17 protein-coding genes and 2 tRNA genes are annotated in these 19,311 nt (G+C 67.2%); 16 read left to right on the forward strand and 3 right to left on the reverse strand.

Translation table 11 applies throughout. From position 1 onward, the window contains the following. Window positions 1-2: 2 nt before the first annotated feature. The 7 genes from nuoL to SGRAN_RS10985 are packed head-to-tail and all read left to right on the forward strand — an operon-like array spanning window position 3 to window position 8,429. Window positions 3-2,030: an NADH-quinone oxidoreductase subunit L gene (gene nuoL / locus SGRAN_RS10955; RefSeq protein WP_067183563.1), complete on the forward strand. Its 2,028-nt coding sequence runs from the start codon at window positions 3-5 to the stop codon at window positions 2,028-2,030. Continuing rightward, a complete protein-coding gene (locus SGRAN_RS10960) occupies window positions 2,027-3,565 on the forward strand; it encodes an NADH-quinone oxidoreductase subunit M (protein WP_067183565.1) in 1,539 nt (512 codons plus the stop codon). Before nuoL ends, SGRAN_RS10960 begins: the two co-directional genes overlap by 4 nt. Next, the gene (gene nuoN / locus SGRAN_RS10965; RefSeq protein ID WP_067183568.1) at window positions 3,562-5,001 is read left to right on the forward strand and encodes an NADH-quinone oxidoreductase subunit NuoN; all 1,440 of its coding nucleotides are present in this window, start codon (window positions 3,562-3,564) and stop codon (window positions 4,999-5,001) included. Before SGRAN_RS10960 ends, nuoN begins: the two co-directional genes overlap by 4 nt. After that, window positions 4,923-5,726, forward strand: a complete 804-nt coding sequence (locus SGRAN_RS10970) for a biotin--[acetyl-CoA-carboxylase] ligase (protein WP_082737203.1) — start codon at window positions 4,923-4,925, stop codon at window positions 5,724-5,726. The genes nuoN and SGRAN_RS10970 overlap by 79 nt, the downstream gene beginning before the upstream one ends. Window positions 5,727-5,729: 3 nt before the next feature. Then, window positions 5,730-6,521 carry a type III pantothenate kinase gene (locus SGRAN_RS10975; protein ID WP_067183571.1) on the forward strand — a complete coding sequence of 264 codons (792 nt, stop codon included), beginning with the start codon at window positions 5,730-5,732 and terminating at the stop codon, window positions 6,519-6,521. Then, window positions 6,518-8,152: a ribonuclease J gene (locus SGRAN_RS10980; protein ID WP_067183574.1), complete on the forward strand. Its 1,635-nt coding sequence runs from the start codon at window positions 6,518-6,520 to the stop codon at window positions 8,150-8,152. Before SGRAN_RS10975 ends, SGRAN_RS10980 begins: the two co-directional genes overlap by 4 nt. 16 nt (window positions 8,153-8,168) lie before the next feature. Then, a complete protein-coding gene (locus SGRAN_RS10985) occupies window positions 8,169-8,429 on the forward strand; it encodes a DUF1467 family protein (protein ID WP_067106626.1) in 261 nt (86 codons plus the stop codon). Window positions 8,430-8,716: 287 nt separating this feature from the next. On the opposite strand, the gene SGRAN_RS10990 is transcribed toward SGRAN_RS10985, so the two are convergent. Further along, window positions 8,717-11,089, reverse strand: a complete 2,373-nt coding sequence (locus SGRAN_RS10990; RefSeq protein ID WP_067183576.1) for a hypothetical protein — start codon at window positions 11,087-11,089, stop codon at window positions 8,717-8,719. A 68-nt stretch (window positions 11,090-11,157) separates the two neighbouring features. Here SGRAN_RS10990 and SGRAN_RS10995 point away from each other — a divergent pair, with 68 nt between their 5' ends. Together SGRAN_RS10995 and SGRAN_RS11000 are read left to right on the forward strand one after the other, a co-directional pair. Then, entirely contained in the window at window positions 11,158-11,454 is a 297-nt protein-coding gene (locus SGRAN_RS10995) for a hypothetical protein (protein ID WP_067106623.1), read from the forward strand. Window positions 11,455-11,623: 169 nt separating this feature from the next. Further along, a complete protein-coding gene (locus SGRAN_RS11000; RefSeq protein ID WP_067183579.1) occupies window positions 11,624-12,904 on the forward strand; it encodes a hypothetical protein in 1,281 nt (426 codons plus the stop codon). An 84-nt stretch (window positions 12,905-12,988) separates the two neighbouring features. Here the strand turns inward: SGRAN_RS11000 and SGRAN_RS11005 are convergent, their stop codons facing one another. Next, window positions 12,989-13,462: an Lrp/AsnC family transcriptional regulator gene (locus SGRAN_RS11005; RefSeq protein WP_067106621.1), complete on the reverse strand. Its 474-nt coding sequence runs from the start codon at window positions 13,460-13,462 to the stop codon at window positions 12,989-12,991. A gap of 167 nt (window positions 13,463-13,629) precedes the next feature. Here SGRAN_RS11005 and SGRAN_RS11010 point away from each other — a divergent pair, with 167 nt between their 5' ends. The 7 genes from SGRAN_RS11010 (at window position 13,630) to SGRAN_RS22215 (ending at window position 18,856) form a co-directional block, all read left to right on the forward strand. Next, window positions 13,630-15,309 carry a histidine kinase dimerization/phospho-acceptor domain-containing protein gene (locus tag SGRAN_RS11010; RefSeq protein ID WP_237233486.1) on the forward strand — a complete coding sequence of 560 codons (1,680 nt, stop codon included), beginning with the start codon at window positions 13,630-13,632 and terminating at the stop codon, window positions 15,307-15,309. 60 nt (window positions 15,310-15,369) lie between these two features. Continuing rightward, the gene (locus SGRAN_RS11015; protein ID WP_237233487.1) at window positions 15,370-16,362 is read left to right on the forward strand and encodes a polysaccharide deacetylase family protein; all 993 of its coding nucleotides are present in this window, start codon (window positions 15,370-15,372) and stop codon (window positions 16,360-16,362) included. A 56-nt stretch (window positions 16,363-16,418) separates the two neighbouring features. Next, a tRNA-Ile gene (locus SGRAN_RS11020) sits at window positions 16,419-16,494 on the forward strand. 63 nt (window positions 16,495-16,557) lie between these two features. Next, window positions 16,558-18,033, forward strand: a complete 1,476-nt coding sequence (locus SGRAN_RS11025; protein ID WP_067183589.1) for a M20 family peptidase — start codon at window positions 16,558-16,560, stop codon at window positions 18,031-18,033. 37 nt (window positions 18,034-18,070) lie between these two features. Further along, window positions 18,071-18,147, forward strand: a tRNA-Pro gene (locus tag SGRAN_RS11030). 182 nt (window positions 18,148-18,329) lie between these two features. Next, complete coding sequence (locus SGRAN_RS11035) at window positions 18,330-18,701, forward strand: PRC-barrel domain-containing protein (RefSeq protein WP_067183592.1); 372 nt, start codon at window positions 18,330-18,332, stop codon at window positions 18,699-18,701. A 2-nt stretch (window positions 18,702-18,703) separates the two neighbouring features. Next, window positions 18,704-18,856, forward strand: coding sequence for a peptide ABC transporter permease (locus SGRAN_RS22215; protein WP_172709640.1), 153 nt, complete (start codon window positions 18,704-18,706; stop codon window positions 18,854-18,856). 88 nt (window positions 18,857-18,944) lie between these two features. Here the strand turns inward: SGRAN_RS22215 and SGRAN_RS21720 are convergent, their stop codons facing one another. Then, complete coding sequence (locus SGRAN_RS21720) at window positions 18,945-19,226, reverse strand: hypothetical protein (protein WP_076075329.1); 282 nt, start codon at window positions 19,224-19,226, stop codon at window positions 18,945-18,947. Window positions 19,227-19,311: the final 85 nt, after the last annotated feature.

Below are 19,311 nucleotides of genomic sequence, written 5' to 3' on the forward strand. Positions count from 1 at the left end.
CGGTGATCCAGGCTATCGTTTTCCTGCCGCTGCTCGCGGCTCTCGTCGCAGGGCTGGGCCAGCGCGTGATCGGCAATGTGCCGTCGAAAATCATCACGACGGGCGCGCTGTTTACGAGCTGCGCGCTCAGCTGGCCGATCTTCCTCTCCTTCGTCGCGGGAACGGGCGAGGCGAGCGTGACGCCGGTGCTGCACTGGGTCCAGTCGGGCGCGCTCCAGTTCAACTGGGAATTGCGCGTCGACACGCTGACCGCGGTGATGCTGGTGGTGGTGACGACGGTGTCGGCGCTCGTCCACCTCTACAGCTGGGGCTATATGGCCGAGGACCCGGACCAGCCGCGCTTCTTCGCCTATCTGTCGCTGTTCACCTTCGCGATGCTGATGCTGGTGACCGCGAACAACCTCGTCCAGATGTTCTTCGGCTGGGAAGGCGTCGGTCTCGCCTCCTATCTGCTGATCGGTTTCTGGTACAAGAAGCCGAGCGCCAACGCCGCGGCGATCAAGGCGTTCGTTGTCAACCGCGTCGGCGACCTCGGCTTCATGCTCGGTATCTTCGGCACCTTCCTGGTATTCGGTACGGTGTCTATCCCCGCGATCCTCGACGCCGCGCCGGGGATGGCGGGCACGACGATCGGTTTCCTCGGCATGCGGCTCGACACGATGACTGTGCTCTGCCTGCTGCTGTTCATCGGCGCGATGGGCAAGTCGGCGCAGCTTGGGGTGCATACCTGGCTTCCTGACGCGATGGAGGGCCCGACCCCGGTGTCGGCGCTGATCCACGCCGCGACGATGGTCACCGCGGGTGTGTTCATGGTCTGCCGCCTGTCGCCGATGTTCGAGGCGGCGCCGGTTGCGCTCGGCGTGGTGACCTTCGTCGGCGCCGCGACCTGCCTGTTCGCCGCGACGGTCGGCACGACGCAATGGGACATCAAGCGCGTCATTGCCTATTCGACCTGTTCGCAGCTCGGCTACATGTTCTTCGCGGCGGGCGTCGGTGCCTATGGCGCGGCGATGTTCCACCTGTTCACGCACGCCTTCTTCAAGGCGCTGCTGTTCCTGGGCGCAGGCAGCGTCATCCACGCGATGCACCACGAACAGGACATGCGCTATTACGGCGCGCTCCGTAAGCATATCCCGCTCACCTATTGGGCGATGATGGCGGGGACGCTGGCGATCACCGGCGTCGGTATCGCGGGCGTCGCGGGATTCGCCGGCTTCTATTCGAAGGACGGCATCCTCGAGGCGGCCTTCGCGTCGGGCGGCGGCGGCGTCGTCGCCTTCTGGGTCGGTATCTTCGCTGCGCTGCTCACCAGCTTCTATTCGTGGCGGCTCGTCTTCCTGACCTTTCACGGCAAGCCGCGCTGGGAGCAGAGCGAGCATATCCAGCACGCGGTGCACGACGATCATGGCCACGGCCTCGACGATCACGCGCATCATCATGAAGCGCACGGCGACGGCACCGCGGGTTATCATCCGCACGAAAGCCCGCTGTCGATGCTGATCCCGCTGGTGGTACTGTCGCTCGGCGCGGTGTTCGCCGGCATCCTTTTCCACCACCAGTTCATCTATCCGGAGGAAGGCGCGGCTTTCTGGAAGGGCAGCCTGTTCTTCGATGAACATCTGATGCACGCCGCGCACGAGGTGCCGCTGTGGGTCAAGTGGATGCCGTTCACGGTGATGGCGATCGGCCTGTTCCTCGCGTGGAACAGCTATATCCGCGACACCAGCCTGCCGGCGAAGTTCGTGGCGCAGTTCAAGCTGCTGCACCGCTTCCTGTACAACAAATGGTATTTCGACGAGCTTTACGACATCCTGTTCGTGAAGCCCGCCTTCGCGATCGGCCGCTTCTTCTGGAAGCGGGGGGATGAGGGCACCATCGACCGCTTCGGTCCTGATGGCGCCGCGGCGCTCGTCGAGGGGGGCACGCGGCTCGCGGTCCGGCTGCAATCGGGTTATGTTTATGGATATGCGTTCGTGATGCTGCTCGGTCTTGTCGGCCTCGCCAGCTGGGCCATGGTGAATTTCCTGTGAGCGGGCTTCCCATCCTGTCGCTGATGCTGGCGATCCCCATGGTCGCCGCCATCCTCTGCCTGTTCCTGGAGGCGCGGCCCGCGCGCCAGGTCGCGCTCGCGGCGACGCTGCTCGACTTCGCGCTCGCGGTGCTGATGTGGACGCAGTTCGACATCGGCGGCGCGCAGTGGCAGTTCGTCGAACGCGCCGACCTGTTCGGCCGCTTCCAGTGGGCGCTCGGCGTCGATGGCGTCGCGATGATGCTGGTCGTGCTCAGCGCCTTCCTGATGCCGCTGTGCATCCTCGCGAGCTGGGAATCGGTCAAGGAGCGCGTCGGGCTCTACATGGCGATGTTCCTGATCATGGAAGTGATCATGATCGGCGTCTTCGTGGCGCAGGACCTGCTGCTTTTCTACATCTTCTTCGAAGGCGTGCTGATCCCGATGTATCTGATCATCGGCATCTGGGGCGGAGCGAACCGCCGCTACGCGGCTTACAAATTCTTCCTCTACACGCTGCTCGGGTCGGTGCTGATGCTGCTCGCGATGATCGCGATGATCCGCGAGGCAGGGACGACCGAAATCCCGGTACTGCTCAACTACGACTTCCCGCCGGAGATGCAGACCTGGCTGTGGCTCGCCTTCTTCGCCAGCATGGCGGTCAAGATGCCGATGTGGCCGGTTCACACCTGGTTGCCCGACGCGCACGTCCAGGCGCCGACGGCGGGGTCGATGATCCTGGCGGGCGTGCTGCTGAAGATGGGCAGCTATGGCTTCCTGCGCTTCATGATGCCGATGTTCCCCGACGCCTCGGCGCAGTTCATGTGGCTGATCTTCGGGCTGTCGATGGTCGCGGTGATCTACACCAGCCTCGTCGCGCTGGTGCAGAGCGACATGAAGAAGCTGATCGCCTATTCGTCGGTCGCGCACATGGCGATCGTCACCGCTGGCCTTTACGCCTTCAACCAGCAGGGGATCGAGGGCGCGCTGATCGTCATGCTCAGCCACGGCGTCGTGTCGGCCGCGCTCTTCTTCTGCGTCGGCGTCATCTATGACCGGCTGCACACGCGCGAGATCGACCGCTACGGCGGGCTTGCGGTGAACATGCCGGCCTATGCGCTGTTCTTCCTGCTGTTCACCATGGCGTCGATCGGCCTGCCGGGCACCAGCGGCTTCGTCGGCGAATTCCTGAGCCTTGCCGGCCTCTACGAGGCGTCGAGCTGGGCCGCGCTGGCGTGCACCACGGGCATCATCCTCGGCGCCGCCTATATGCTTTACCTCTACCGCCGCGTCGTGTTCGGCGAACTGACCAAGGACGATGTGAAGGCGATGCCCGACCTCAATCCGCGCGAATGGGCGATCTTCGTGCCGCTGGCCGCGGTGACGCTGTGGATGGGCGTCTATCCCGAAAGCTTCCTTGCGCCAATGCGTGGCGACGTGACGACGGTGGTCGCGCGGCTGGCCCCGACCAAGCCCGCGGGCGATGCGCAGCTTGCCGCCGCTAGGCCGAAAGCCGCCGCACCGGCCGATGCGCACCATGCGGGAGGCGTGCAATGACCGCCGATCTCGCTCTCATCTGGCCCGAGCTGATCCTGACGATCGGCGGGCTGGTCACGCTGCTGCTCGGCACGTTCGGCGGCGACCGCCGGGTCGGGCTCTACCAGCTTGCGTCGCTGCTGACGCTGGCCGCCGGCGCGGCTGCGGTGGTGGCGCTGTTCGGCACCCAGGCCTCGGTCTTTTCGGGGACCCTCGCGGTCGACGATTTCGGCGGTTTCGCCAAGCTGATCATCTATGCCGCGAGCTTCGTCTGCATCGCGATCGCGCCGCGCTATTTCGGCGAGGGTATGCGCGCCGAATATTCGGCGCTGATCGTCTTCGCGACGCTCGGCATGGGGATCATGGCCGCGTCGCGCGACCTGATGACGCTCTATATCGGGCTCGAACTCAACAGCCTCGGCTCTTATGTGCTCGCCAGCTTCATGCGCGGCGACGACCGGTCGAGCGAGGCGGGGCTCAAATATTTCGTCCTCGGCGCGCTGGCGTCGGGCTTCCTGCTGTTCGGCATCTCGCTGCTCTACGGCTTTTCGGGCACCACCGATTTCGCCGGCATCGCGCGCGCGATGGGCGGCGGGATCAACATCGGGCTGCTGTTCGGCATCGTCTTCGTGATCGCGGGGCTCGCGTTCAAGATCAGCGCCGTGCCGTTCCACATGTGGACGCCCGACGTCTATGAAGGCGCGCCGACCCCGGTGACGACGCTGTTCGCCAGCGCGCCCAAGGTGGCGGCGATGGCGCTGCTCGTGCGCGTCGTGATCGACGCGATGGGATCGGCCGGCCCGGCGCTCGCCGCGTGGCAGCAGATCATCATCTTCCTGTCGCTCGCTTCGATCATCCTCGGCGCGGTCGGCGCGATCGGGCAGAAGAATATCAAGCGCCTGCTTGCCTATTCGTCGATCAACAACGTCGGCTTCATGCTGATCGGCCTTGCCGCCGGGACGCAGCAGGGGGTCGAGGCGGTGCTGACCTATCTGCTTGTCTATGTCGTCACCACGATCGGCGCGTTCCTGTTCGTGATGCAGCTTCGCGACGCCGATGGGCGCATGGTGGAAAGCATTCCCGCCTACGCCGGCCTGTCGAAGCGCCAGCCGGGGCTCGCCGCGGCGATGGCGGTGTTCCTGTTCAGCCTCGCCGCGATCCCGCCGCTGTTCGGCTTCTGGCCGAAGTATCTGGTGTTCGAGGCCGCGGTGAACGCCGGGCTCGTCCCGCTGGCGGTGGCCGGGGTCGTCGTGTCGGTGATCGGCGCTTTCTATTACATCGCGATCGTCAAGACGATGTTCTTCGACGACGAGGCTGATGCGGTGATCCGCAACGACGGATCGCGGATCGAGGGCGCGGTGATCGGCGTCAGCGCGCTGTGGCTGTCGGTGATCGGCTATCTGTTCATCCCGATGCTGGCGGTGGCCGCGGCGGGCGCCGCATCGGTGCTGTTCTGATCCCGCCGATCGAGCGGATCGCGCAGACAGGTTCGACCAATGCCGACCTGCTGGCGCGGCTGGCAGGCGGCGAGCATGTCGGCGAAGGCCATTGGCTGGTCGCCGATCGCCAGACCGCCGGACACGGGCGGCTCGGCCGTCCGTGGGGCGACGGGCTCGGCAATTTCATGGGCTCGACCGTTGTGCGGCTGACCGCCGCCGACCCGCCGGCCTCGACGCTGGCGCTGGTCGCCGCGGTCGCGCTGGCGCGGGCCCTCGCGGCCTTTGCGCCGCAGGTTCCGATCCAGGTCAAATGGCCGAACGACCTGCTCGTCGACGGCGCGAAATGTTCGGGAATCCTGCTCGAAAGGGCGGGCGATACCGTGGTGATCGGCATCGGCGTCAATCTGGCCGTCGCGCCCGATCTGCCGGATCGCCCGACCTTTTCCTTTGCAAGCCGCGGCGTCGCCATCGACCGCGACCGTTTTGCCGATGCGCTGGCGGTGGCGCTGATGGACGCGCTGTGGGCGTGGCGACAGGAAGGCGTCGCCAGCATCGTACGCGCCTGGCTGCCGCTCGGCCATCCGGTCGGAACGCCGCTCCATGTGTCGGAACAGGGCATCGACGGGACGTTCGACGGCCTCGCGCCCGACGGGGCGCTGCGCTTGCGCGGCGCGGACGGGACGGTCATGCTGATCCACGCGGGCGATGTCGAGCTTCGCCGCCCGGTCAGGGAAGGGGAGTAAGCGATGCTGCTCGCAATCGACGTCGGCAACACCAACGCCAAGTTCGCGCTGTACGACGGCGCGGCGGGGCAGCCGCTCGCGCGCTGGCGGATCGCGACCGACGACCGCCGCACCGCCGACGAATATATGGTCTGGCTCGACCAGTTGCTGCGCATCGAGGGGCACGACCGGCGCGCCATCGACGCGGTCATCATCTCGACCGTCGTGCCGCGCGCGCTTCACAATCTGCGCCTGCTCGCGCAGAAATATTTCGGGGTCGAAGCGCTGATCGCCGGGCGCGATCCGGTGAGCTGGGGCATTGCGCTCAGGGTCGACGAGCCGCAATCGGTCGGGGCCGACCGCGCCTGCAACGCCATCGCGGCGCAGGCCATCGCACCGGGGCGGGACAAGCTGGTCGTCAGCTTCGGTACCGCGACCACCTTCGACCATATCGGGCCGGAGGGCGCCTATATGGGCGGAATCATCGCGCCCGGCGTCAACCTGTCGCTGGAGGCGCTGGTCGCCGCGGCGGCCAAGCTGCCGCGCATCGCGATCGAGGCGCCGGCCAGCGCCAGTGTCATCGGCCGCACGACCGAAAGCCAGATGCTGATCGGCGTCTATTGGGGCTATGTCGCGATGATCGAAGGCCTGATCGCGCGCATGAAGGCGGAGGTCGGCGCGCCGATGACCGTCATCGCGACCGGCGGACTCGCGCCGCTGTTCGAACAGCACGCGCATCTGTTCGACCATATCGAGCCCGACCTGACGCTGAACGGCCTGATGCACCTCTATCACCAGCGAGGACAGGACGCATGACGACCCCCGGCAAGGAACTGCTCTTCGTCGCGCTCGGCGGGTCGGGCGAGATCGGCATGAACGCCAACCTTTATGGCTGCGACGGCAAGTGGATCATGCTCGACCTCGGCGTGACCTTCGGGTCGCACGATTATCCGGGCATCGACATCGTCATGCCCGACCTCGAATTCATCGAGGATCGCAAGGCCGACCTGCTCGGCATCGTGCTGACGCATGGGCACGAGGATCATATCGGCGCGCTTCCCTATCTCGCCGCCGACCTTGGCGTGCCGCTCTACGCCAATCGCTTCACCGCCGGACTGATCGCGCACAAGCTGGCCGAGGAGGGGCTGGAGAAGGAGGTCGAGATCCGCACCGTCGATCTCGACGCGCAATTCCGACTCGGCCCCTTCGGCATCCGCCTGATGCCCCTCGCGCATTCGATCCTCGAGATGAGCGCGGCGGTGATCGACACGCCCTACGGCCGCATCTTTCACACCGGCGACTGGAAGCTCGACGACGATCCGGTGCTTGGCACGCCGTCGAGCGCCGCCGCGCTGACCGCGGTCGGCGACGAGGGCGTCGACGTGCTCGTCTGCGATTCGACCAACGTCTTCAATGCGCAGGCGTCGGGAAGCGAAGGGGCGTTGCACGACGGCCTGCTCGAAGCGGTGGGTTCGGCGCGCGGCCGCGTCGTCGTCACGACCTTCGCGTCCAACGCCGCGCGGCTCAAGACGCTGGGCGATGTCGCGCGGGCGACGGGGCGTAGCCTGTGCGTCGCAGGGCGCTCGCTCGACCGCATCCTCGGCGTCGCCCGGGCGGTCGGCTATCTCAAGGATTTCCCGCCGACCGTCGATTTCGACGAGGCGATGCGGCTGCCGCGCGACAAGCTGATGGTGATCGCGACCGGCGGGCAGGGCGAGCCGCGCGCAGCGCTCGCGCGCATGGCGGGTGACGGTCATCAGATCAAGCTCGAAGCGGGCGACACGGTCGTCTTCTCCTCGAAGCAGATTCCGGGCAACGAGATCGCCATCGGGCGGATCATGAACCAGCTCGCGGCAAAGGATGTGCTGACCGTCACCGAGAAACAGGCACATATCCATGTCAGCGGCCACCCCGGCCAGCCCGAACTCGCGGCGCTTTATGGCTGGCTGCGGCCGAAACTGATCGTGCCGGTGCACGGCGAAATCCGCCATATGCACGAACAGGCGCGTTTCGCGCGCGAACGCGGCGTCCCCGATGCGCTGGTGCAGGAAAATGGCGACCTCGTGCGGCTCGCGCCGGGGCCGGCGCGGATCGTCGAGCGCGTGCGCGCGGGGCGGCTGATCCTCGACGGCGACGTGATCCTGCCGGCCGATGGCGAGACGATCAACGAACGGCGCAAGCTGGCGATCAACGGTCAGATTTCGGTCGCGGTCGTGTTCAACGGCGGCCGCTTCGCCGACAGCCGCATCCACTATCGCGGCGTGCCGGTCGAGGACGAGCGCGACGCCTTCCTCGACGAAATGAACGACGCGGCCGAGCAGGCCGCGACCGGTCCGGCACGGAGCCCGGATGCGCTCAGGGAAGCGATCCGCCTCGCCGTGCGCCGTGTCGCGACCGACTGGACCGGCAAGAAGCCGATCGTCGACGTGCTGGTCGTCGATCTGTGATGGGGAAGACGACGCGATGAAGTGGACCTCGGCCCTCGCCATCTATTTTCTGCTGTGGATCTTCAGCGCTTTCTTCGTGCTGCCGTTTCACGGGCGGCGGGCCGATGACGACGCCGTGCCGCTGGTCAGGGGGCAGGAACCGGGTGCGCCGGCGCATTTCCGGCCGCTGCGCGTGCTGGCCCAGATGACGATGCTGAGCGCCGCCATCTTTCTCGCCTTCTACATCGCGTACAAGCAGGGCTGGGTCGATCCCGACGTGATCGCAGGCCGCGCCTGACGCGCCGCTCACGAAAATCTCCCGAGATCGGCAGATTGCTTTTCAATAAATAAAGTGAATATGCCGTGCCCCCGCGAAGGCGGGGACCCAGAGCGGCAAAGCCCCTTATCCGTTCGTGCCGAGCGAAGTCGAGACACTCATCGGCCTTGCGCCACACAGATGGGTGTCTCGACTTCGCTCGACACGAACGGGACGATGGGTCAGATTCAAGGCTCGATGCTATAGCCGCTCTGGGCTCCTGCCTATGCGGGAGCACATGCTCTCTTCGAGACCCAAACGACGCGAGTTCAGCCCCGCAGCCGGTCGATCGCCTGCGCGAGCGCGACATAAAGCTTGCCGATGTCGGACGAGAGCAAGGTGACGCTGATTGCCGATCCGTCGCGCGCGCCGAGCAGCAGGCGGAGCATCGCCTCGAAATCGTGGATGAACTGGTTCACCGCTGCGTGGAACCCGTCGTCATTCTGGTAGAGGCGCAGGATTTCCTTCGCTTCGCTATTCTCGACCAGCTTGACCGCGCGCCGGGCGAAGACGCCGCGGTCGCCCTTCAGATAGGCGTCCCAGGCCGTGTCGCTGACCTCGGTCGACAGGATCTTGGTGACGTCGATCGCGGTCGATTTCAGCGCCTCGGTCAGCACACCGACCTGCTTGGCGAGCGAATCGCGGTCGGAGGCGGCAATCGCCTGTTCGGCCTCGACGGCGCGCTGCTCGACGCTGGCGCTGGTGTCCATGATCGTGATGAGCTGCCGCATCAGCCGGTCGGCGGCGCCGTTCGCCGCCGATACCGCGCGGGCCGAAGCCTCCTCGATCGCGGAGAGCTGTTGCATCACCTCGGTCTTGAACGCGGCGTCGATCGCCCCCGTCGCGGTCGCCGCCATCGTTTCGCGGGCGCCGGCGACGAGCGCGTCGAGCGTCCGGCGCGCATCGGCGGCCGCGGCTTCGGCGGTGGTCCGTACCTCGTCGAGCGTTGCGGTCATCCGGGCGCCACCCTGTTCGGCGAACGCGTCGGCGCCGGCGCGCAGCCGCGCGAGCGCATCGTCGGCTTCCGTCAGCGCGGCGTTGATCCGCCCGGCGAGCGCTTCCTGGCTTTCGGCTTGGCCCGCCATCCGCTCCTCGGTGGTCGCGAGCGCCGACTGGACGGCGTTGACGTGCGACAGCGTCGACTGCGCCACCATTTCGGACGCTTCGAGCATCGGGCGCATCTGCGCCAGCGTCGCCTGCGTCGTCTTGCCGTGCGACCCCAGGCGGTCGAGGGCGTGCGGCAGCGTCTCGTCGAGTTCGCGCGTGACGGCGTCGAGCGCGAGCAGCAGCGATTCGGCATGCGCGATAAGCTGGTGCGCCGATCCGTTGCCGCTTTCGACCGTGGCCATGAAGGTCGCAAGCTGCCCCTTCGTGTCGTCGATCGCGCGGCCGATCACGCCCGTGCTGGCCGAGACGCTGATATCGAGCACCTCGAGCTGCTGACCGATCTCGGTCACATGCGCCTTGACGCGCGCGGCCAGCGCCTCGCTGGCCTCGCCATGCGCGGTGAACTGCGCGCCCATCGCGTCGCCGGCATCGCGGGCCGCAGAAAGGCGCTCGTCCATCTGCTGTCCGGCAGCGGCGAGCCTGTCGCGGAACCCGTCCCACGTCTCGGCCATCCGCGCGCCCATCGCGCCGACCGCCGCCTCCAGCGCCGTCTGCGCCGCCGCGCTTCCATCGGTCATCCGGGCCAGGGCAGCGTCCTGCGCCTCGGTGACCTGCACCGACGCCGACAACAGCTTCGCCTCGGTCTCCTTCGTTTGTGCCTGCAAGGCGCCGATCGTTTCGTGGAGGCTGGCGGCGGCCGCTTCGCCGACCTCTGCCGCATGGGCGCTTTCCTCGCTCAGCGCGGCAAGCCGCGCTTCGAGGTTGGCGCCCTGCTGATGCGCGACGAGGCCGGCTTCGCGGAAATTCACCGCGAGCCGCTGCGCCACATCATCGATTCGCGGCAGGCCTGCGAGCAATCCGTCCATACGCTGCATCGCGACATCGCCCGAGCGGGCAAGCTGGTCGTGCGCATTGGCGATCACCGAGGCGTTGCTCGCCAACCGGTCGCTGCTTTCGTGCAGCCGCGCGACGGTATCGAGCCCAAGCTGCTGCACGGTGCGCGCCTGATCCGAAAGCTGTTGCTGGGCGTCGGCAAGATGCCGGGCCAGCGCCTGCATCGAATCGTTGAGCGCCCGGTTTTCCTCGCGCAGAGCGGCCGCGACATGCGCGAAGCGCGCCTGTTCGGAGCGTCCCGAGCGAAGCCAGGCCATCCACAAGATGCCGAGCAGCGCCAGCGGCATCGCGACGGTGGCGATCAGTGCGGGCCATTCGGCAAAGGCCGGCGCGCGCGCGAAACCATCGGTCGCGGCGGCCGCAGCGAAGATCGTCCAGCCGAGGCCCGTCGCCCACAGCAGCGCGGGGACGAAGCGGTCGCGCCTGCGCGTGCTAGACTCGTGATCAGGGGTTTCGTCCATCGTCTCGCTGTCGATCAGCGCCGACCGGTCGAGCCAGTCGCGCTCGGCCGGCATTTCGTCCTGCGGCGTCGCCGCATCGGGCGCGGCGGCGGCGTCCGGCGCGGCCGGCGTTTCGGCGCCGCCTGCCGGATTTTCCGTGGAATCCCGCCACAAGCCTACGATCTTCTTTTCCCCTGCCATCCTCCCATCTTAGCAGCAAATGGCGACCATGAAACGGAAACTTAACCATGGCATGACAGGGCTGTGGAATGTCGTTCGATAGCGGCCCCCTCGATCGGTACCTGATGGCCGCGGTCGGCGACGACGCGGCGATGATGATGGATCTGCGCCAGGCCTTCACCGGCAGCGCGCGCGACCTTGCCGATCTGATGCGCCGCGCCCGCTGCGACGCCAACTGGCACGTCGCCGCGTTGCGGCTCAAGGGGCTGGCGGCGACCTTCGGCATCGTTCCGCTGATCGAACTCGCCGAAGAGGCGATGGCCGGCGTGCCCGGCGACCCCGCCGTGCTGCGGCGTATCCACGGCGCGATCGACGGCATCGGCTGATCGGTGGACCGGGTTCAAACCCCGTTCAGCCGCCGTCCTCCACTGCAAATATCGATGCTGGCGTCTTGCCTTGGCAACGCAGGGGGTTTAGCCGCGTTATCGAACCGCGGCCCGCCCCCGTTATGCCCGGGGCTGTCGGCCATGCCGCCGATTCAGAGGAGAGATCTTGATGTTCAACCGTTTCCGCTCGATGCCCGCAACGGCGATCGCCGCTGTCCTGGGCTGCGCGCTGATGACGACCGCCCCCCTTCCTGCCGCGGCCAAGGAAAAGCCGAAGAAGGAGACGAAGGGAACCAGCATTTCCGCGAGCAAGGGCTTCACGCCCTCGGTCAAGAAGATGATGGACGCCGCCGCCGCCAAGGATGCCGCCGCGCTGCAGGCGGCGCTGACCGAGGGGCAGGGCACCGCATCGACAAACGAGGACCGCTATTGGCTGGCCTATTATCAATTGCAGCTCGGCATCCTGAACAAGGACCAGTCGCTCCAGCGGCAGGGGCTCGACGCGATGCTCGATTCGGGCATCACCCCGCCCGAGAGCCTCGCCGCCTATAATTTCTTCGCCGGCAACTTCGCCTATGGCGCAAAGGATTATCCGAAGGCCGTCCAGCGGCTCGAGGCTGCCCGCGCCGCGGGTTCGACCGAGCCGCAGCTCGGCCTGCTGCTGATGGACAGCTATCTGAACGCCGGACAGGTCGATCAGGGCGTCGCGACCGCCAAGGCGACGATCGAGGCCGCCCGTGCCGCCGGACAGCAGCCATCGGACGAGCTTTATGTGCGGCCGATCAAGGCGCTCCAGGCCGCGAAGCGCGACGCCGAGGCCAACGAGATGCTGGCGCTCCGCCTCCGCGACTATAGCGCACCCGAGGTGTGGCGGCAGACGCTGTTCGTGCTGTTGCAGCAGCCGGGCATGACCAAGGATGTGACGCTCGACACGCTGCGCCTGATGCGCGCCAGCAAGGCGATGCTTCAGCGTGCCGAATATCTCGAATATACGGCGCTGGCGACCGAAGCGGCGCTTCCGGGCGAGGTCGTCTCGCTGATCAAGGAGGGCCGGGCGAGCAAGGTGATCCCGACCCCCGACGCCAATTTCGACGAGGCTTTCAAGGCCCAGAAGGACCGGATCGGCGACGAGGAAACGACCCTCGCGGCCTATGCGCAGAAGCCGTCGACGCTGTCCAACCCGAAGGTGGCTGGCGCCACCGGCGATGCGATGGTCGGCTACGGCCGCTATGCCGAGGCGATCCCGCTCTACAAGGCGGCGCTCAACGGCGGCGACAAGGATCTGTGGACCTATCGCCTGGGCGTCGCGCAGGCCCTGTCGGGCGACACGGCGGGCGCGCAGGCAAGCTTCGCGCAGGTTGCCGGCTCGCGCAAGCCGCTCGCCAACCTGTGGCTGATCAAGCTGGGCAACGGCGCGGCCCCGGCCGCGGCTCCCGCCACCGGCGACTGAGCCGCACGGTTCGCGAACGAACGAAGAAGGGCGCCACCTCGCGGCTGGCGCCCTTTTTCATGTCCGAGTCGATCCGTCCCGCGATCAGGAGTCGACGGGAATGCCCGCCAGCTGCTTCGCGGTGCGAATCGTCAGCGACGTCTTGACGCTCGTCACGTTCGGCGCCGAGGTCAGGTGCGCGGTGAGGAACGACTGGAAGCTCTGAAGGTCGCGTGCGACGACCTTGAGCAGGAAGTCGATCTCACCGTTGAGCATATAGCATTCGCGGACCTCGGCGAGCTGGCCGACATAATCCTCGAACGCCTTCAAATCGGCCTCGGCCTGACTGCGCAGGCTGACCATCGCAAAGACGGTGATGCCATAGCCGAGCTTCGCGGGATCGAGGTCGGCATGGTAGGATCGGATGACCCCCGCTTCCTCGAGCGCACGGACGCGGCGCAGGCAGGGCGGGGCCGTGAGCCCCACCATCTGCGCCAACTCGACATTCGTCATCCGCCCATTTTTCTGCAGTTCACCGAGAATCTGCAGATCGATTTGATCGAACTTCTGGATCGCCATCTTGTAACTTCCGCTTTCCAAGCTTGCGGCGACCATAATATTATTTCAGCCGAATGCAATTGTCCCACAATGCGACGTGGGGTTCCAAGCCTCTTTCATGGCCGGTGGATTCACGCTAGCCGCTAAGAAAATGCTAACCAACGAAATGAGTGTGGGGCGGGTTCGACGTGACGGCTGACTCGATGATCGCGACCATATTGCGTCAGGCGCCGTCGAGCCGTCGGGCCGGCATCGCGGCCTGGCGTCAACTCTCCGATATTCTCGCGCAGCGCGGCAATCAACTCCCCGAATCCGATGTGCGCCGCGCGCTCCACGCGCTCGCGGTGCTGCGGCCGCAGGTGCCGGAAAAGATTCGCCGCGACTGCGCGAAGGCGATCGCGTGCCATGGCCGCTTCGCGCCCCTCGTCGCGCTCTATGCGCACGACGTTCCCGCCGTGTCTGCCGCGATGCTGCGCGGTGCGCGGCTGACCGAAGCCGACTGGCTGGCGCTGTTGCCGGCGACCGACGCGACCGCGCGGTCGATCCTGGCAGGGCGCACCGACCTGCCGCAGGCGGCGCGGCGGGCGCTCGCCGCGCTCGGCAGCGCATCGATGGCCCTGCCGCGGCCCGAGGGGGCCGTCGCCGAGTCCATCGCCGCAATGCCCGAAACGGTACCTGAGAATGCGCCGTCGTCCGAATCGCAGCCCGAACTCCACGAAGAACCTGTCGTCAGCGTCGCGCCCAGCCAGATCAGCGAACTGGTGCGCCGGATCGACCGTTTTCAGGCGGCGCGTCATCAGGCGGCGCCGAAGCCTCCGCGCACGCGCTTCCTGTTCGAGACCGGCCCCGACGGGCTGATCCATTGGGTCGACGGAGTCACGCGCGGCGCGGTGGTCGGGCTTTCGATCGCCGAGGCGGCCTTTGGCGGCGAACCCGGGACCGATGGCCTCGCCGCCGGGGCCTTTCGCCAGCGTGCCGAGATCGTCAATGCGCGCATGATGCTGGAAGGGACGCCCGAAGAGGCTGGCGAGTGGCGCTTTTCGGCCTTGCCCTGGTTCGATCCGGCGACCGGCCAGTTCCGCGGCTATCGCGGCACCGCCCGCCGCCCACACCGCAACGAGACGCCCTACGGCGCGCCGGAATCGGACGGCGCGGGCGACTCGATCCGTCAGCTCATCCACGAATTGCGCAGCCCGCTCAATGCGATCTCGGGCTTTGCTCAGATCATCTCGGGGCAGATGTTCGGCCCGGTCAGCCAGTCCTATCGCGCGATGGCCGACCAGATCGTCGCCGACTCCGCAGCGGTGCAGGCGATCATCGACGATCTCGAAGCCGCGGCGCGCGCAGGGCAGGCACCGGCACTGCCCGCACCGGGCGACATCGCCGACCTCAACAGCATTCTGGTTCAGGTCGAAAGCGATCTGGCCGCGTTGCTCGCGCAGCAGCGGGTCGAACTCAGCCTGTCGCGCGTCGGGCGCTCGTTCGCCGCGCGCGCCGTCGATGCGAATGCGCGCCGGATGATCGGGCGGTTGCTGACCGCGCTGGTCGACATATCGGGCCCGGGGGCCGCGCTCGTCGGTCAGCTCGTTGCGGAAGCGGCGCCGGGCGACATGGTGCAGTTGCGTGTCGTGCGCCCCGCCGCGATCCGGTTCGCCTCCGCGGCCGAGCTTCTCGATCCCGGCTTCAGCCCCGAAGGCGAGGCGCCGGGCGCGGCGATCCTCAGCCTCGGCTTCTCGCTGCGGCTGGTCGACAGTCTCGCACACGGCGCGGGCGGACGTCTCGAGATCGGAGACAATGCCTTGACCTTGCACCTGCCGTCGGCCAACCCGTTGCACGAAGCCGATCGCGCCGCTCCGGGGGGAGAGTGATCGGGCCTTCGATCGACGCGCGTTGAAGGGGGAGAGGGGCGTTTGCAGCGGACGGCGGATTTGCTGGCCTATCCGGCCGCAAAGGATCGCATCGACCTGGCGGAAGGCGACCATCCCGTCTTCTGGGTCACGATAGATACCGAGGAGGATTTCGACTGGGGCGCGCCCTTCGCGCGAACCGGTTACCGACTCGACTCGGTGCCGGCGCTCGCCGATTGTCAGCGCTATTTCGAGCGCGCCGGCGTCTGTCCCATCTATCTGGTCGACTGGCCGATCGTCGCCGACGACCGCGCGCTCGCGATTCTCGGCCCGGCGCAGGCCGCGGGGCACTGCGACATCGGCGCCCAGCTTCACCCATGGGTGACGCCGCCGCACGACGAAGAGGTGAACGAGCGCAACAGCTACACCGGCAATCTGCCGCTCGCGCTCCAGCGCGCCAAGATGACGGCGCTGCGCGACGCGATCGGCGATCGCTTCGGCACCGCGCCGACGGTCTATCGCGCCGGGCGCTACGGTCTGGGGGGCGAAACCGCGACCATGCTGGCCGAACTGGGCTTCCGGTGCGACACGTCGGTGCGATCCGCCTTCGACTATCGGGCGGGGCAGGGCCCCGATTATCGCAAGGCGCCGCTCCACCCCTGGCGGCTGGAGACGCCGGCAGGTCCGCTCGTCGAGGTGCCGGTGACGACGGTGTTCGCTGGGCTGCTGGGCCGTGCGGGACCGGCGCTCTATCGCGGCGCCGCCCGCGTGGGGCGTCGTGCCGGGGCGGGGCTGGCCCGGCTCGGCCTCGTCGAGCGGATCGCCCTGACGCCCGAGGGGATTCCCGCCGACCGCGCGTGCCGGGCGATCGACGTCGCGATCGCGCGACGCCTGCCCATCCTGACCTTTTCCTTCCATTCGCCGTCGCTCCAGCCGGGCAACACGCCTTATGTCCGCACCGAACGCGATCTGGCGGATTTCTATCGCTGGTGGGACGTCGTCCTCGCGCATCTCGACCGCCGCGGCGTGCGCGCGGCCGGCACCGCCGACATATTGGCGCGATGCGCGCGATGAGCGATGCTGCTTGCCAAGCGCGCGGCGGCTCCGCTATCGCGCGCTGATCCCCTCGGGGGCCTGTAGCTCAATGGTTAGAGCTGGCCGCTCATAACGGCTAGGTTGCGGGTTCGAGTCCTGCCGGGCCCACCATTTCCCTTGCAAATTGCAACCCATGGCGCTCCATAGAAGCCTCGACAGCATGGGGAGGGGATCATGGCGCGACGCCGCACGATTTTTCTGGGCGGCCTTGCCGTCGTCGCCGTCGTGGCAGGCGCCGTGGCGGTCCGCACCGCGACCTTCGCGCCAAAGGATATCGCCGACGGCAGCGACGTCCGGCTCGCCGCGGTCCCATCCTACGATCTCGACGCGGCGGTCGCGCATCTGAGCGCCGCGGCGCAGATTCCGACGATTTCGCATCAGGACCCGGCCGATAATGACGTCGCGCAATGGGATCGGCTGCATACGTGGCTCGCCGCGACCTACCCCGCGGTTCATGGCGCGATGACGCGCACGGTGCTGCCCAACCGGACGCTCATCTATCATTGGCCGGGCAGCGACGCGGCGCTCGCGCCGATCATCGTCATGGCGCATCAGGACGTGGTGCCGGTGACCCCCGGGACCGAGGGCGAGTGGAAATACCCGCCCTTTTCGGGCCAGATCGCCGAACAGGCGGTCTGGGGTCGCGGGACGGTCGACGACAAGGGCTCGCTGATCGGGCTGTTCGAGGCGCTCGAAGCACTGGCGAACGCGGGCTTCCAGCCAAAGCGCGGCATCTATCTCGTTTCGGGGCATGACGAGGAAGCGGGCGGATCGGGCGCGATCGCCGCGGCTGCGAAGCTCAAGGCCGACGGGGTGAAGGCGATCTTCACGATCGACGAGGGCAGCCTCGTCCTCACCGATACGCCCGTCATCAACGGCCCGGCGATCATGATCGGCATCGCCGAAAAGGGCTATGCGACGCTCAAGGTCACGGCGAACGCGCCGGGCGGACACAGCTCGATGCCCCCGGCCGAAACCGGGGTCCAGACGCTTGCCCAGGCGATCCTCGACATCAGCGACGATCCATTCCCCTACGAAGTCCGGGGTCCGGGCGCGTCGATGCTCGAGGCGTTGGCTGCGGCAAAGGGCGGTACGACCCGGATGGCGGTGGCCAATCAATGGCTTTTCGGCCCGCTGCTCAAGCGCCAGATCGCGGCCGTCCCGTCGACCGCCGCCGCCTTCCACACCACCATCGCCCCGACGATGCTGGAGGGCAGCCCGAAGGAGAATGTCCTGCCGCAGACCGCCTCCGCGCTGATCAACTATCGCATCGCGCCGTGGAATCGCTCGGCCGATATCATGGCGCGCGCCAAATCTGCGGTGGGCGACGCGAAGGTCGAACTGAGCTGGGTCAAGCCGCCGCGCGAACCGTCGCGCGTCTCGTCGACCAGTTCGCAGGGATGGAAATGGATCGCCGCCGCCGCGCGCGCCGACGCACCGGGCGCCGTGCTCTCGCCGATCCTCGTCGTCGCGGGCACCGACAGCCGCAGCATGGAGCCGGTGTCGGAGGACGTCTACCGCTTCATGCCGATGCATTTCTCGCTGAAGGAATCGGCGATGATCCACGGCACCAACGAACATATGCGCGTCGACAGCTTCAAGCGGATGATCGACTTCTACGCGCGGCTGGTCGCGACCGCGGCGGGATAGACTCGCGCGCCCGGCGCGGCTAAGGCGCGGGGCCGGTCGGGGAGTAGCGCAGCCCGGTAGCGCGCCTGCTTTGGGAGCAGGATGTCGCAGGTTCGAATCCTGTCTCCCCGACCAATTCTCTCCCGATGTTGCCTGTCCTTCTGGACGCCTTCCTGTTTTCGCCATCCCGGCGCGCAGCCGTGGCGTGCTTGCGACGGGGTGCGGAACATCGGCGCCCGGCATCCGTTGCTTGGAAAGGTGGCGGTGCCGCCAGCCATGCGTCGCCGCTTCCTCCCCCCGAACAAGGAGAAGGAACCATGGCCGACACAATCGAAAGAAACGAAACCGACCGCCTGATCGCGTCCGACAAGGTCGAGGGCACGACGGTCTACAACCCGCAGGACGAGCGGCTCGGGACGATCCGGAATGTGATGATCGACAAGCGCTCGGGCAAGAGCGAATATGCCGTTCTCGAATTCGGCGGCCTTTTCGGCCTCGGCAGCGATCATTACCCCATTCCGTGGGAGATGCTGACCTACGACACCGACAAGGGCGGTTATGTCGTCAACCTGACCAAGGATCAGGTCGAAGGGGCGCCGCGCTATCGTGGCGAGGAAGCGCCCGACTATAACCACGCTTATGGCCGTACCGTCTATGAATATTACGGCCTCGGCTATCCGATGCTCTGACGATGGCGCATCCGACCGAACCCCTGCATCGGGCGCGGGATGTGCGCGGCGGCGAGATCATTCTGCGGACCCGGCGCCGCCGCCTGATCTTCGCGGCGGGACTGGCGGCCTTCGTACTGTTCGCGCTGGTCGCCGCAATCCTCGCTCCGCATTGACCGGCCCGCTTTGCCCAAAGAAAAAGGCGGCCTTCCCATCGGGAAGACCGCCTCTTTTCTTTCGGTCGATGCCCCGAAGGGCTGCGACTTACTTCTTCTCTTCGGCCGGAGCAGCAGCAGCGTCGGCGGCCGGAGCAGCAGCGGCGGTCGCAGCGTCGGCGCCAGCGGCAGCAGCGTCGGCACCGGCAGCGGCGGCTTCCGCACCGGCGGCGGCGGCGTCGGCGCCTTCGGCGGTCGCGGCAGCGCCGTCTTCGGCAACCGCGTCAGCGGCCGGAGCTTCGGTGGTGGCGGCGTCGTCAGCGGCCTTCTCACCGCAAGCGGCGAGGGCGAACATGCTGGCAGCAACGGCGATAGCAGCAAACTTCTTCATGATGTGTGGGCTCCCTAAAATGCCTTTCCGCGCTGGGGAAACTTTCCCTTCCCGCGAGCCGCGGGATTTAGTCTTTCCGTACCAA

This window comes from Sphingopyxis granuli (genome assembly GCF_001559015.1).
Taxonomy (GTDB): Bacteria; Pseudomonadota; Alphaproteobacteria; order Sphingomonadales; family Sphingomonadaceae; genus Sphingopyxis; species Sphingopyxis granuli.